At 65.5% G+C, this 14112-nt stretch carries 15 protein-coding genes; 8 read left to right on the top strand and 7 right to left on the bottom strand.

Annotated features, from left to right (window positions below):
- Positions 1 to 11 precede the first annotated feature (11 nt).
- Positions 12 to 1235, bottom strand: coding sequence for a TIGR04063 family PEP-CTERM/XrtA system glycosyltransferase (locus GGQ90_RS07625; RefSeq protein ID WP_188081570.1), 1224 nt, complete (start codon positions 1233 to 1235; stop codon positions 12 to 14).
- A 101-nt stretch (positions 1236 to 1336) separates the two neighbouring features.
- On the opposite strand from GGQ90_RS07625, the gene GGQ90_RS07620 reads away from it, so the two are divergent.
- From GGQ90_RS07620 to GGQ90_RS07595, 6 genes are all read left to right on the top strand, one after another.
- Complete coding sequence (locus tag GGQ90_RS07620) at positions 1337 to 1474, top strand: hypothetical protein (protein WP_188081569.1); 138 nt, start codon at positions 1337 to 1339, stop codon at positions 1472 to 1474.
- Positions 1467 to 2831, top strand: coding sequence for a putative O-glycosylation ligase, exosortase A system-associated (locus tag GGQ90_RS07615; protein ID WP_188081568.1), 1365 nt, complete (start codon positions 1467 to 1469; stop codon positions 2829 to 2831). Before GGQ90_RS07620 ends, GGQ90_RS07615 begins: the two co-directional genes overlap by 8 nt.
- Positions 2828 to 3541 carry a hypothetical protein gene (locus GGQ90_RS07610; RefSeq protein ID WP_188081567.1) on the top strand — a complete coding sequence of 238 codons (714 nt, stop codon included), beginning with the start codon at positions 2828 to 2830 and terminating at the stop codon, positions 3539 to 3541. The genes GGQ90_RS07615 and GGQ90_RS07610 overlap by 4 nt, the downstream gene beginning before the upstream one ends.
- Positions 3542 to 3619: 78 nt before the next feature.
- Entirely contained in the window at positions 3620 to 4627 is a 1008-nt protein-coding gene (locus tag GGQ90_RS07605; RefSeq protein ID WP_188081566.1) for a DNA topoisomerase IB, read from the top strand.
- 32 nt (positions 4628 to 4659) lie between these two features.
- Positions 4660 to 5817, top strand: coding sequence for a mechanosensitive ion channel family protein (locus GGQ90_RS07600; RefSeq protein WP_188081565.1), 1158 nt, complete (start codon positions 4660 to 4662; stop codon positions 5815 to 5817).
- A gap of 114 nt (positions 5818 to 5931) precedes the next feature.
- A complete protein-coding gene (locus GGQ90_RS07595) occupies positions 5932 to 6330 on the top strand; it encodes a hypothetical protein (RefSeq protein WP_188081564.1) in 399 nt (132 codons plus the stop codon).
- A 376-nt stretch (positions 6331 to 6706) separates the two neighbouring features.
- Here the strand turns inward: GGQ90_RS07595 and dgcA are convergent, their stop codons facing one another.
- Positions 6707 to 7681 carry an N-acetyl-D-Glu racemase DgcA gene (gene dgcA, locus GGQ90_RS07590; RefSeq protein ID WP_188081563.1) on the bottom strand — a complete coding sequence of 325 codons (975 nt, stop codon included), beginning with the start codon at positions 7679 to 7681 and terminating at the stop codon, positions 6707 to 6709.
- Between the two features lie 103 nt (positions 7682 to 7784).
- On the opposite strand from dgcA, the gene GGQ90_RS07585 reads away from it, so the two are divergent.
- A complete protein-coding gene (locus GGQ90_RS07585) occupies positions 7785 to 9077 on the top strand; it encodes a class I SAM-dependent methyltransferase (RefSeq protein ID WP_188081562.1) in 1293 nt (430 codons plus the stop codon).
- Between the two features lie 57 nt (positions 9078 to 9134).
- A complete protein-coding gene (locus GGQ90_RS07580; RefSeq protein WP_188081561.1) occupies positions 9135 to 10922 on the top strand; it encodes an ABC transporter transmembrane domain-containing protein in 1788 nt (595 codons plus the stop codon).
- 24 nt (positions 10923 to 10946) lie between these two features.
- On the opposite strand, the gene GGQ90_RS07575 is transcribed toward GGQ90_RS07580, so the two are convergent.
- The 5 genes from GGQ90_RS07575 to GGQ90_RS07555 all read right to left on the bottom strand — a co-directional run bounded on the left by GGQ90_RS07575 (position 10947) and on the right by GGQ90_RS07555 (position 13989).
- A complete protein-coding gene (locus GGQ90_RS07575; RefSeq protein WP_188081560.1) occupies positions 10947 to 11270 on the bottom strand; it encodes a PilZ domain-containing protein in 324 nt (107 codons plus the stop codon).
- A gap of 179 nt (positions 11271 to 11449) precedes the next feature.
- Positions 11450 to 11872, bottom strand: a complete 423-nt coding sequence (locus tag GGQ90_RS07570) for an ExbD/TolR family protein (protein ID WP_188081559.1) — start codon at positions 11870 to 11872, stop codon at positions 11450 to 11452.
- 24 nt (positions 11873 to 11896) lie between these two features.
- Positions 11897 to 12385, bottom strand: coding sequence for an ExbD/TolR family protein (locus GGQ90_RS07565; protein ID WP_188081558.1), 489 nt, complete (start codon positions 12383 to 12385; stop codon positions 11897 to 11899).
- 114 nt (positions 12386 to 12499) lie between these two features.
- Positions 12500 to 13255 carry a MotA/TolQ/ExbB proton channel family protein gene (locus GGQ90_RS07560; protein WP_188081557.1) on the bottom strand — a complete coding sequence of 252 codons (756 nt, stop codon included), beginning with the start codon at positions 13253 to 13255 and terminating at the stop codon, positions 12500 to 12502.
- Positions 13256 to 13326: 71 nt separating this feature from the next.
- A complete protein-coding gene (locus GGQ90_RS07555) occupies positions 13327 to 13989 on the bottom strand; it encodes an energy transducer TonB (RefSeq protein ID WP_188081556.1) in 663 nt (220 codons plus the stop codon).
- Positions 13990 to 14112: the final 123 nt, after the last annotated feature.

Below are 14112 nucleotides of genomic sequence, written 5' to 3'. Positions count from 1 at the left end.
GCCGTGGTTCCTCAAGCCGCCTTTGCGGTCGAGTCCCGTCCCAGAAGTCGCTGGTAAACAGGCTCATAACGCAAAATGTTTGACGACCAGTTACGCTCCCTCTCAACGAAGTCGCGCGCAACGACGCGGCGCTCGTCCCAGAAACCGCGATCCGCGAACATGCCTGCCAGCGCCTGCGCGATCGCAGCCGGATCGTCCGGTGCGAACAGGGTGCCGGTCACGCCATCCTCAATCAGTTCGCGATGCCCGCCGACGCTAGACGCAGCGACGAGTCGGCCCTGCGCCATCGCCTCCAGGGGCTTCAATGGCGTCACCAGATCGGTAAGGCGCATCGCCTTGCGCGGATAGGCAAGGACATCGACCTCGGCATAATAATGTTCGACCTGGTCGTGCGGCACCCGGCCGACAAAAACGATATGGTCGGCAAAGGGCGACGCCAGCGCCTGATCGCGCAGCGCCTGTTCCATCGGCCCGCCGCCGACCAGCAGCAGCTTTGCCCTGGGCCGCGCCCGCACGAGTCGCGGCATGGCGGTGATCAGATCGTCCAGCCCTTCATAATCATAGAAGCTGCCGATGAAGCCGACGACATCCGCCCCCTCAAGCCCCAACTCCGCGGTCAGGACCGGGTCACGCGGCACCGGCGCGCCGAACTGATCGAGATCGACGCCATTGGGCGAGACCGTGATCTTGGCGGAATCGATACCACGGGCGACCAAATCGGACCGCAGTCCTTCGCAGATGACGGCAACCGCGTCGGCGGCGCGGACCGCGTGGGTCTCCAACTGCCGCGTCAGCCAGTAGCGGGGGCTGCCTTCCGTGCCGGTGCCATTGCCGACTGCAGCATCCTCCCAGAAGGCGCGAATCTCGTAGATCAGGGGAATGCCATGGCGGCGCGCGACTCGCTGCGCGGCCATGGCGTTGAGCACCGGCGAATGGGCATGGATGATGTCCGGCCGCCACTGACGCACCAGCGACTCGATCGCATCGGCATGGGCGGAAATGTCGCGCCATTCGCGCAGCAGCGCGTTGCCGGCCGCCGCTTCACCCGGCGTGCGGTGAAAATGCAGGCCATCGACCAGTTCCTCCTGCGGTCCCGCCGCGACATGGCGCCGGCCGGTAAGGCCCCGCACATCCCAGCCCTTGGCCAATTGCGCCCGCAGGATCGCCCGCGTGCGGAACGTGTAGCCGCTGTGCATCGGCAGGCTGTGATCGAGGACATGGAGGATACGAGTCATAGCGATAACTTTTTGCCGAAAAAGGTTTAACGCCCCGTCAACTCTGTCACGCTAGGGATTTTCCGGGGCAAGAGTCCAGAACCGGCAGATCAAAAGACGCAATGATTGATACCCTATCCCTGCTGATCAGTCATGGCGTCATCCTGCTGGCCGCCTGGCGGCTGCTGTCGCGCCCGGACCTGGATCGCGACATCGATCCCCCCCCCGCATCGCCGGACGGAGATGCCGCCGATGCGTGACCTGTTCTTCATCGCCTTTCTGGGCATGTTCTTCCTGATGGGATTCAAGCGGCCCTTCCTGCTGATCATCATCTACGCCTATATCGACATCGTCTCGCCGCAGCGGCTCTGCTATTATCTGCTCAATTCGATCCCGATATCGCTGATCGCCTTCGTCTGTGCGGTCGGGGCCTGGATCTTGGTCGACGACAAGAAGGATTGCCGCTTTTCCGCGCGGCAGGTGCTGCTGCTCGTCCTGCTCGCCTGGTGCGGTTATACGACCGCGACCGCCGATTTCCCGATCAACGCCGCGACCAAATGGGCGTGGGTGTGGAAGGCGATCGTCTTTGCCGTGTTCCTGCCGCTGGTGCTGCGCACGCGGTTGCGGATCGAGGCGCTGGCGCTGTTCATGGTGCTGTGCGCGAGCACGATCATCATCAATGGCGGCATGAAGACCGCGCTGTCGGGCGGTGGCTATGGCGTGCTCAACCTGATGGTCGACAATAATAGCGGCCTGTATGAGGGCAGCATCATTTCCTGCGTGGCGATCGCGCTGATCCCGATCATCCTGTGGCTGACCCAGCATGGCACCATCTTTCCGCCCGACTGGAAGGTGAAGGCCTTTGCCTATGCGCTGTGCCTGGCCTGCATGTTGATGCCGATCGGCACCGAAGCGCGCACGGGCCTGGTCTGCCTGGTGATCCTGGCCGGCATGATGCTGATGCGGTCGAAGCGCAAATTCGTCTATGGCCCGCTGCTGGCCTTTGCCGCGCTGGCCGCCATCCCCTTCCTGCCCGCCAGCTTCACCAAGCGGATGCAGACGATCGAGAATCATCAGGGCGACGAAAGCGCCTCCACCCGCGTCGCGGTGTGGATGTGGACGCTCGACTATGTGAAGAGCCATCCGGGCGGCGGCGGCTTCGACAATTATCTCCAGAACAGCTTCACCTATTTCGCCCAGAGCGAGGTCGGCGATGGCGACGAGAAGCGGATCGAGCGCCGCCTGGTCACCGACAAGGGTCGTGCCTATCACAGCGCCTATTTCGAGATGCTGGGGGAGCAGGGCTATTTCGGCCTCTTCCTCTGGGCCTTGCTGCACATCAGCTGCTTCGTCCGCACCGAGGCGATCCGGCGCATGTACCGCAAGCGTGATGGGCCGGGCGAAGCCTGGATCGCGCCGTTCGCGGTGGCGCTGCAGCAGGGCCATGTCGTCTACATGATCGGATCCCTGTTCGTGGGCATCGCCTATCAGCCCTTCATTTTCATGATGTTGTCGCTCCAGATCGGCCTCGACACTTATTTGACCCGCAAGCGCAAGGACGCGGATCGCGTGCCGTTCTTCGAACAGCCTGGTGCGCAGGCGGGAGTGACGGCATGAATCTGGAATTGCGGATATTGGGTTGGCTTCAGGGACTGATACTGGGGCTGATCCTGGCCGCCCCGCTGCTGTCCCCCGCCCATATGCCCTGGGGCGTGCAGATCCTCTTCGCCCTGTCCGCCTTCCAGTTGCGACAGGCCGACCGGCGCTGGGCATTGCGGCCGGGCATGGTGGGCTGGATCAGCCATATCCGCATGGCACCGTCGCGCATGCTGCCCTGGGCGGCCAGCGCCGTCGTGGCTTTCATCGCGGACGGCGGGGGCGCAGCGACACCCGGCGCGATATTGCTGGCGGCGCTGACCTGCGAATTGCTGCTCTATCCCTTGCTCACGCGCCTGATCGGCGGCTGGCAATGGCGCCGCGCGGCGCTGGCGATGATTGGGCTGATCGCCGCCTGTGCGATCGTGCCGGCCGGCGCGATGCAGAATATCGCGATGTTTGCGCTGGGCGTTACGGGCTGCCTGTTCTGGCTGCGCGGCCCGGACGGCGACCTGCGGGCGACCCTGGCGGCCTTTGGCGGCGGGTTTTCGGCAATCATCCTCGCCTTTGCCATGCCCGCCACCATGGCGCTTGCCTTTCCGCTGGCGGTGATCAGCCTGATCGTCGGTTGCGCCCAAGCGACGACGGTGCGCCGGCAACTGCTGCCCTGGACCGGCCATTATGGCGCCGGCACCGGCTGGTTGCAGCGGCTGCGATCGCGCCCGTCCTGACAGCGCCGGGCGCTCCGCACGCGGAACGAAGCCGATCATCGCGGGTTGGACCGGGAGAAAGAAGGTCGCCCGGTCCCCATGTCGTCCCCCGCCATCATCCACAGCCATGACGGCATGCCCGGCATCAGCCGGCGCGCGCTGAAACAGGGATGGGCCTATCGCACGGCGGATGGCAGCCGCATCACCGACCGGGACGAGATCGACCGGCTGAATGCCATCGCCATGCCGCCGGCCTATCGCGACTGCTGGTTCTGCCCCTCGCCCCACGGCCATATCCAGGCGACCGGCTATGACGAGCGGGGGCGCAAGCAATATCGCTATCATCCCGATTTCCGGGCCGCGCGCGAGGCGGTGAAATATGCCGGATGCCCCGCCTTCGGCCGCGCCCTGCCACGCTTGCGGGCGCAGATGGAAGAGGATCTGTCGCGACGCGGCCTGCGCAAGGCGCGGACGATCGCGGCGGTGGTGCGGCTGCTGGACCTCGCCAAGCTACGGGTCGGCAACGAACATTATGCCACCACCAACAAGAGCTTCGGTGCGACGACGCTGCGGCGACGGCATGTCGACCTGAATGGCCGCAGCCTGACCCTGCGCTACCGCGCCAAGTCCGGCAAGGAGCAGCAACTGAGCATCACCGACAGCCGCCTGCTGCGTTTCGTGCGCGCGGTGCAGGATCTGCCGGGCCAGCATCTGTTCCAATATCTGGACGAGGATGGCGAGGCGCATCCGATCAGTTCGAGCGACGTCAACGCCTATATCGCGCAGGCCATGGGCGGAGACTTCACCGCCAAGCATTTCCGCACCTGGGGCGCATCGACCATCGCCTTCGAGACGCTGGCGGCGGGCCATGTCTCGCTCAAGGAGATGCTCGACCCGGTCGCCGCGGCACTGGGCAACACGCCGGCGATCAGTCGCAAATCCTATATCCACCCCGCCCTGATCGCCCTGTGCAAGGACGGACAGGATGAATGGCGGCAGGGGCTTCGCCTGCCGCGCCGAACGCGCTATCTGTCGCGTCACGAACGCGGGCTGATTGCGTTCCTCGACGATCTGGCCAACGCGCCCCCGCTGGCAGCGGCGGCCTGATCCAGCCCACGGACCATCAATCAAGGATCAGCATGGCCAACAAGAACGACCCCGGCATCGACATCAACGTGCGTGCGCCCAACCTTACCGAAATGTGGCATTCGACCCTCGCCTGGTTCCAGCTTCATTATATCCAGATCCTGATCGCCGTCGGCGCGGCCACGATCATCTATCTGGCGCTCGCCACGCTGCGCCGGATCGGCACCAAGCATCGCGGCCGGCACGGCGACCCGCTGGGCCTGGGCAATGTGCTGAGCCGGGCGGCGGCGCGCACGACGCAATATTTCATGATCATGGTCGCGGCCAGGCTGGTCGTGGTGTTCGCCGACGCGCCCGCGTCGCTGGACAAGACCGTCACCTTCTTCTTCACCATCGCCGTTGTGGTGCAGGCCGCGATCTGGGCACGGGAGATCATCCTGGGCCTGATCGAGCGCAAGACGCGGGCCGACGATGGCCAGGGCGAGACGCTGGCCAATGCGATGGGCCTGATCCGCATCCTGGTGACCTTTGCCCTGTTCGCGATCGCCGCGATCGTCGTGCTCGACAATCTGGGCGTCAACGTGACCGGCCTGGTCGCGGGCCTTGGCATCGGCGGTATCGCGATCGGCCTTGCCGCACAGGGCATCTTTTCCGACCTGTTCGCCGCGCTGTCGATCATCTTCGACAAGCCCTTCCGGCAGGGCGAGATCATCACCTATGACCAGACCACGGCGCGGGTCGAGAAGATCGGCCTGAAATCCACCCGGCTGCGAGCGATGAGCGGCGAGAAGAAGGTGATGTCCAACGCCAATCTGCTGCAGAAGGAAATCACCAGCCTGCAGACGCTGATCCAGCGCCGCGTCACCTATGCCATCGGCATCATTTACCAGACGCCGGAGGAACAGGCGGAAGCCATCCCAACCCTGTTGCAGGAGATCGTCGAGGCGGAAGGCATGATCTTCGTCAATGCCGGGATCATCGCCTTTGGTGCCAGCAGCCTGGACTATCAGCTCAATTTCGACGTGCCAGACCCAGACCATCACGACTATTTCCAGATGCGCCATCGCATCGGCCTGGCCATCTGGAAGCGGTTCAATGCCGAGGGCATCGAGTTCGCCTATCCCACCCAGATGAGCTTCACCGCCGCCCCGGACGGCAAGGCGATCATGCCCTATGCCGAGGTGCAGCCGGTGCGCCGGGTCGACGGATAGAGCGAAACGCCTCGCTTCACCGCAAGGCCGATTCGGCTGGTCCCCTTTCCACTTGCCGGCGGGGACCAGCCGCGCCCTTACCGACCCATCACCAATGACTGATATGGATTTGCCATGAAAATGAACCGGATGGCGGCCCTTGGCCTGCTGATCGCTGCCCCCCTTATGGCGCCTGCCGCCCATGCCGAGGGGCTGGGCGCCGAAGTCAATTATGGTCGCGCCGACGGCCATTGGGGCACAGAGATCGGCGCCGGCTATGCGCTGAACATGGCGGGCTTCAGCCTGACGCCGGGCGGCGGCGTCTATCTGCGCGATGGCGACACCAAGCTCTATGGCCGGGTCGAAGCGGCCTATACGATTCCGATGTCGGTCTCGATCGGCGCGGGCGTGCGCTTCAGCGGCGACAATACCCGCCCCTATGCGACACTGGCGATGCCGCTGATCCCCAAGCTGCGCGCCAAGGCCAATGTCGGCCCGAAATATTATAGCGTCGGCCTGACGCTGGGTTACTGAGCCGAGACAATCTGTCGCGATCGGCGGGCACGGCAGGGTCACGCCGGCGCGACACCCCCGAAGTTCACAGTGTCGTCGAGCAAATCGGGCGGTTTGCGCCGGATATGCATCACGCACGCGCCAGCCACGCAGCAACGGCGCGACACTGGGGTCACACCTGCCTGCCGATCGGGTCACGACCAGGCGACGGTGGCGCGCCATCGGGGCGACACTTAGGTCACGCCTCCCATGGGCGACGGGCGATGACGTGGATTGCATCGCCGAGGATAGACCAGAGAAAGGCCGAGTAGGAAAGCGGCGCCACTTGCTTCAGGCGGCCTGCCCCCTCCACCATCCTTCGGATGGTCCCCCTCCCCGCAAGCGGGGAGGAATAGTTTCAGCCCTGGCCCCAGAGGGTGCCGGGGTGGAGCAGGCCGTCGCGCAGCGGCAGGGCGCCGTCGCGATCCTTCGCCAGCAGCAGCGCGCCGTCGAGGTCGATCCAGTCGGCCCCCTGCGCCACCAGTGCGGCAGGCGCGATGCCGAGCGAGGTGCCAAGCATGCAGCCGACCATGATGCGAAAGCCCCGCGCCCGCGCTGCCTGCGCCAATGCCAGCGCCTCGGTCAGGCCACCGGCCTTGTCGAGCTTGATATTCACCGCGTCGAAATCACCCAGCCGGTCGAGATCGGCACGGGTGTGGCAGCTTTCGTCGGCGCAGAGCGGCAGCGGCGCGCGCAGGCCGGCCAGCCTGTCCTCCCGCCCGTGCAGGATCGGCTGTTCCACCATTTCCACGCCCAGTTCGGCGAGCGCCGCCGCCTCCGCCACGATGTCGCGATCATGCCAGCTTTCATTGGCGTCGACGATCAGCCGGACGCCGGGTGCGCCGGCGCGAACCGCCGCAATGCGGGCATGATCGCCCTCCCCGGTCAGCTTGCATTTGAGCAGGCCGAAGCCGCGCGCGACGGCGGCGCGGGCATCGGCTTCCATCCGATCCGGCTCGCCCAGGCTGATGGTGAAGGCGGTCGGCAGCGGCATCGGCGCGGCGAGGCCGGCCAGTTGCCAGACGGGGACACCGGCCCGTTTCGCCTCCAGATCCCACAGCGCGCAATCGAGCGCATTGCGCGCGGCGCCGCGCGGCATCGCCTGCAACAGCGCTTCGCGATCGAGCGGCCCGGCATAGGCGCTGATCGCCGCCGCGCAGTCCTGTGCGGTCTCGCCCTCATAATAAATGGCCGTCCCCTCGCCCCGTCCGACATGATCGCCGTCGCCCACGGTGCAGACGACGACGTCCACCTCCGTCTTGGCGCCGCGGCTGATGATGAAGGCGCCCGCAACCGGCCAGCATTCGACCGTCGCGGAAATTATACGGGTCATCGGCGTTTCCTGCGTCATGATTTGACCATATGGATCGGCGTCATATGCGTGAAACAGGACTGCTGGCATAGTCCCCGCCTTTGCGACAGGAGCTTATTTCCCCGTGACTTCCCGTGAATTGACCGGCTTCCTCTCGCTGAATGAATCCGAACCCGTGACCGATGATCTGTCCCGCCGCATCTCCGACATGGCATGGCGCGTGGCCTTTGGCGCGATCGGCTGGCCCTGGTTGCTCGCCAGCCTGTCGGGCGGGCGCAAGGCGGACAAGCGCGCGCTGCTGGACGAACTGAAGCTGCCCCATGACGCGCTGCCCCATCTGGGGAGTTGGAAGGCCGATGTCGGCTTCCTGCGCCATATCGTGCGCGAGATTGCGCGGCTGCGGCCGGCGCATGTCGTCGAACTGGGCGCGGGTGCATCCTCGCTGATCGCGGCGCGGGCGCTGCAATTGCATGGTGGCGGCCAGTTGCACAGTTTCGACCAGCATGGCGGCTTTGTCGACGCGACCCGGCAATGGCTGGCCGATCATAAGCTGGACGTGGATATCCGCCATGCGCCGCTGACCCATGAGAGCGCCGACTGGCCGGGCCGCTGGTATGCGATCGATCGCCTGCCCGAGCAGATCGACCTGATCATCATCGATGGGCCGCCCTGGAGCGTGCATCCGCTGGTGCGGGGCGCGGCCGACAGCCTGTTCGCGCGCCTCTCCCCCAATGGCGTGGTGCTGCTGGACGATGCCGCGCGGCCGGGCGAGCGGCTGGTCGCGCGGCGCTGGCGCAAGCGCTGGCCGCATATCGATTTCCGCCTGATGCATGACGGCACCAAGGGGACGCTGGTCGGCCGGCGCCGCGACATGTCGCGACCGGTGGCCAATGACAATGAGGCCGGGCGCGGCTGGCGCCATGTCGGGCGAGCAGCGGCGATCGCCGCGCTGCTGGCGACGGGGTGGATCGGTCGGGGCGCGCTGGGCGAATTTCCCCAGGCGGCGCAGGCCAGCACCTTCCTGGACGAGGCGGCCGCATCGCGCCGCGCAGGGCTGCTGCGCCAGCAAATGGCGTCGCAGGTCGAAAGCGCGAAACTGGACGATGCCGAAATCCGCCGATCGACCGGCATCGTGCTGCCGCGCCTGCCGGCCAACTGGCAGGTGAGGGACGTGCAACTGGTCCCGTCCACGGACAGCGCGGCAATCGCGATTGCGCTGACCACCGAGAAGGGCGAGCAATTGTCGCTGTTCGCCGACCGGGCCGAGACGCCGGCGGAAGGGCAGCCGTTGATCGCGCAGCGGCGGGACGGCGCGGTCGCCTATTGGGAGGCGGGTGACATGGCCTATGCGCTGACCGGCAAGGCGGATACGCCGCGCCTGATGGCGCTGGCCGAGCGTATCGCGCCGGCGGCCTGAACGGCGGGATCGCGCGCGCCCATTGAGGCGGGGGCGCCACGCTGCTAACGCCCCGGCATGGAGGATGCCACCGCAACCGCGCCGCGCCGCGCCGATCGCCCTGCCCTGTCGAGCCTGGCCATGCTGTGGCGCTTTGCGACGCGCTATCCGGCGCGGATCGCCGGTGCGCTGATCGCGCTGATCGTCTCTTCCGCGGCGACACTGGCGATCCCGAGCGGCTTCCGCCTGGTGATCGACAAGGGCTTTACCGGTGGCGGCGATATCAGCCGCTGGTTCGAATATCTGTTCCTGCTGGTGCTGATCCTGGCGCTGGCCAGTGCGCTGCGCTTCTATTTCGTGTCCTGGCTGGGCGAGCGGGTGGTCGCCGATATCCGCAGCGCGACCCAGGCCAATCTGCTGCGCCAGGCGCCGGCCTTTTTCGAGGAGAACCGGCCGTCGGAGATCGCATCGCGCATGACGGCGGACACCGCGATCATCGACCAGGTGGTGGGATCGACCGTGTCGGTAGCGCTGCGCAACCTGGTCACCGGCATTGGCGGCCTCATCTACCTGTTCATACTGGCGCCCAAGCTGGCGGGGCTGCTGATCCTGGGCATACCGGTGATCGTGCTGACATTGGTGACGCTGGGCCGGCGGGTGCGCAAATTGTCGCGCGCCAGCCAGGACCGGCTGGCGGAGGTCGGCAGCGTCACCACCGAGGTGCTGGGCGCGATGAAGATCGTCCAGGGCTTTGGCCAAGAAGGGCGCGAGGCGGCCCGCTTCGACGCGACCGTCGCGAGCGGCTTTGTCACCGCGCGGCAGCGCATATTGCTGCGCGCGGTGATGACCGCCATCGCCTTTGCATTGGTGTTCGGATCGATCACCGGGGTGCTGTGGCTGGGCGCGATCGACGTGGCAGCCGGGCGCCTGTCGGGGGGCAGCATCGCCGCCTTCGTGCTGACCGGCGGGCTGGTGGCCGGCGCGTTCGGATCGCTTTCTGAAAGCTGGGGCGACCTGCTGCGCGGCGCCGGGGCGGCGAGCCGGCTGGACGAGCTGATGGCGGCCGAACCGGCGATCGCCGCGCCGGTCGTGCCGGTCGCGATCCCGAGGCTGGCGCAGGGCGCACGGCTGAGTTTCGACAATGTCCATTTCCATTATCCCACCCGGCCCGATCAGGCGGCGCTGAACGGCGTCACGATCGACATCGCGCCGGGCGAAACGGTGGCGGTGGTCGGTCCCTCGGGTGCGGGCAAATCGACGCTGATCCAACTGGCGCTGCGCTTCTATGACCCCGATCAGGGCGAAGTGCGGCTGAACGATGTGCCATTGCCGGTCGCCGATCCGGCCGCGCTACGCGCCGCCATGGCGATGGTGCCGCAGGACAGCGTGATCTTTGCCGCCTCCGCCCGCGACAATCTGCGCTATGGCAAATGGGATGCCAGCGACGAGGATATCTGGGCGGCGGCGCGGGCGGCCAATGCCGAAGCCTTTCTGCGCGCCCTGCCCCAGGGGCTGGACAGCCATCTGGGCGAGGGTGGCGCCCGGCTATCGGGCGGGCAGCGCCAGCGCGTGTCGATCGCCCGCGCGCTGCTGCGCGATGCGCCGATCCTGCTGTTGGACGAAGCGACGTCAGCGCTCGATGCGGAGTCGGAGCAGTTGGTCAAGGATGCGCTCGACCGGCTGATGCAGGGGCGCACGACGATCGTCATCGCCCATCGGCTGGCGACCGTGCGCGCCGCCGACCGGATCATCGTACTGGATCAGGGGCGGATCGTGGAACAGGGCGATCATGCGCGCCTGGTCTCGCTGGGTGGCCTCTATGCGCGGCTCGCCAGCCTGCAGTTCCAGGACCAGCTGGACGGCTGAAACGCCGTCCGACCGGGCAGACCGTCAGCGGCCGGACAGGCTGCGCTGGATGATATAGTCGAAGATGGCGGGATGGAGCGGGCGCTCGAAGGTACAGCCCGATTCATGGGCGCGCACCCATTGGACACGCGCGCGGCGGCCTTCGAAACCGGGCAGCATGATCCACAATTCGCTGCCGACGGTGAGCTTCATGAAACTGTGCAGGCGAAAGCCGGTGAGCGACATATCGGCGATGTTGCTGGTGAACCAGGTTTCGCCCGGACGCCGGACCTTGACGCCGATAACGACGTCGCGCCGTTCGGCAAGCCGGCCCCTGCGTTCCAATTCCGTCAGTCGTTCAGCAACCATGGCCCATATCCACCCATTCCCCCTCAGCATCGCGCAGGAAGGTAAGGGAAATGTTAAGCGGCGCACGATGGGCACAAAAAAGGGGCTGCCGAAGCAGCCCCTGTCCATAGCCTGATCTTGATCGTCCGAAAGGTCGGAGACGGGAAGTCTGAGACCGACGCGCCCCGGACGATCGCGGATCAGAAAGCGCTATATTGTTCGTTGCCGACGAAACCCAGCTTGGTCACGCCCGCGCGCTTGATCTCCGCCAGCACTTCGTCAACGACGACGTAGCGGGTCTGCGCGTTAGGCTGGAACTGCAGTTCCGGCTCGACGGGCAGACGCAGCGACTGCTGCAGATACTGACGCAGGGTCAGCAGGTCGATCGGCGCACCGTTCCAGCTGATCACGCCGCCGGCATCGATCGCGACCTTGTTCTTGACAGGGTCGACCACATTGTCGCTCGGAGGCGCGCTCTGCGGCAGATCGATCTTAACCGCGTGGGTCTGGATCGGAATGGTGATGATGAACATGATGAGGAGAACGAGCATGACGTCGATCAACGGCGTCGTGTTCATTTCCATCATCGGCTCACCATCATCGGAGCCCATGCTCATGGCCATAGCGAATTCTCCTTAATCAGCCGGTCAGAGGCGGGTCGTCGACGTGCCGGGTTCCGGCTCGGAGATGAAGCCCACCTTCGGGAAACCGGCGCGCTGCATCGTGTAGATGGTGCCGCCGATGCAACGATAGGGGGTATTGATGTCGCCGCGGATATGCACTTCGGGCAGATCTTCGGGCGTCAGATTTTCAACACCGCCTGCCTTCTTGATGTCCGCTTCCAGCTTCGCCACGGCACGATCGAGCAGATCGTCAGAACCGACCTTGGTCAGGTTCCAGTAAACTGCGCAGCTGCCGTCGGGCGCCGAGGTGACCGACAAGGAAACATTTTCGGGCTTCGTCGTCGTCGGCTCGAACGCTACCTTGGGCAGCTGCAGATCGACCGTCTGGACGACGACCGGGACCGCGATGAGAAAGATGATGAGCAGCACCAACATGACGTCGACGAGCGGCGTCGTGTTGATGTCGGACAAGGGCTTGTCGTCACCGCCGCCGGGGCCAACACTCATTGCCATTGATACTATCCTAACCTTGGTGTCGATGGTGCCCCGCATAACGGGGCCCCTGTCCGGCGGGGAACCGGGCGGTCGCAGCCGCCGCCCGATTCCCGTACCGGCGTCTTAAGGCGATCAGGCCTTGGTCGGCGCAGCAGCCGGCTTGGCAGCAGCAGCGGCCGGAGCGGCAGCAACGGTCGGCTTCACAGCGCCGTCCGAAACCAGATAGGCCAGCAGGTCGACGGTGAAGCCGTTCAGCTGCTCGGCGATCGACTTGTTGCGGCGCTGCAGGAAGTTGTAGGCCAGAACGGCGGGAACGGCCACGGCCAGACCCAGCGCGGTCATGATCAGAGCTTCACCGACCGGGCCGGCAACGGCGTCGATCGAGGCCTGACCGGCAGCGCCGATCTTGATCAGAGCGCGGTAGATGCCGATAACGGTACCGAACAGACCGATGAACGGCGAGGTCGAACCGACGGTGGCGAGGAACGCCAGGCCGCCACCGAGCGACGAGTTGATCGCGGCTTCCGAACGCGCCAGCGAGCCGTGCAGCCAGTCATGCGCTTCGACCGGATCCTTCAGCTTGCCATGCTCTTCCTGAGCCTTGATGCCGTCGTCGACGATCTGCTTGTAGGCCGAGTTCTTTTCGAGCTTGGCCGAAGCTTCCTTCAGCGAAGCGGCGCGCCAGAAGGTCGCACGGATCTTCTTGCCCTGGCTGATCACCTTCTGCTGTTCGATCAGCTTGGTGAACAGGATGTAGAAAGTGCCGACCGACATGGCGCACAGGATGAGGAAGACGGTCCAGGCAATGGTGCCGCCCTGTTCCAGGGCTTCCATCAGGCCGTACGGATTTTCCGGCTTGGGCGCAGCAGCTGCGAGATACATCAACATGTTCAAGACTTCCCTCTCAAAAGGATCGTGAAAGGGGAAGGCGGCGCCGGGCGCCTGCCTTCCCGATTAGATTACTGCGGAATCCGCCACTGAATGCGGTTCGCATAGGTCGCCGGGATCTTGTTACCCTGGTCATCTTCCGCGGGGCTAAAGCGCGCGCGGCGAGAAACCAGCTTACAAGTCGCATCGTCCAGCTCGGGCGAGCCACTCGACTGCGTAACGGTGCAGCTCGTGACACGGCCATCGGCACCCACTTCAAGACGGAAACCAGTGGTTCCCTGCTTTTCTTCACGCAGAGCGCGCGAAGGATAGTCTTCAGTGGTTGCCCAGGAACCCGGATTACCACGCGGCGACACGCCCTTTGCAGCCTGCCTTGCGGCGGGCGGCGGCGGGGGTGCCGGCGGCGGTGCGGCGACCGGAACCTCATTGAATACCGGCGGCGGCGTCCGAACCGTCTGGATCGGCGGCGCGGGGGCCGGGGTCTGGACGATCGGCGGCGGCGCGACGACCGGCGGAGGCTCAATCGGCTTGTCCGGCGGCGGCGGCGGCGGCTCCTCGTCAGGTGGCGGGGGCTCCTCCTTCACGTCGATCACATTCAGCTGTTCCGCCGCCTTTTTGACATATTTCATGCCAAGACCGGTGACGAAGGCATAGCCGAGAACAGCGTGAATCAGGGCGACGATGACGATCGATATCGTACGACTCGATCCTTGCGAGTGGTCAGCATAGGCCATTCGGCAACGACACTCCTTAACTCATCTTACCAGTGGGTTGTACAAATCAGCCAAAAACGGCCCGAGCTGCCCGGGGGCTATCCCCGACCACCTTTGGCCCTTATCCGTCCATTTGCTACCGTG

Source organism: Sphingobium scionense (genome assembly GCF_014197035.1).
Classification (GTDB): domain Bacteria; phylum Pseudomonadota; class Alphaproteobacteria; order Sphingomonadales; family Sphingomonadaceae; genus Sphingobium; species Sphingobium scionense.
Note: the sequence above shows the minus strand (reverse complement) of the source record. Positions and strands in the feature narration are given on the sequence as shown.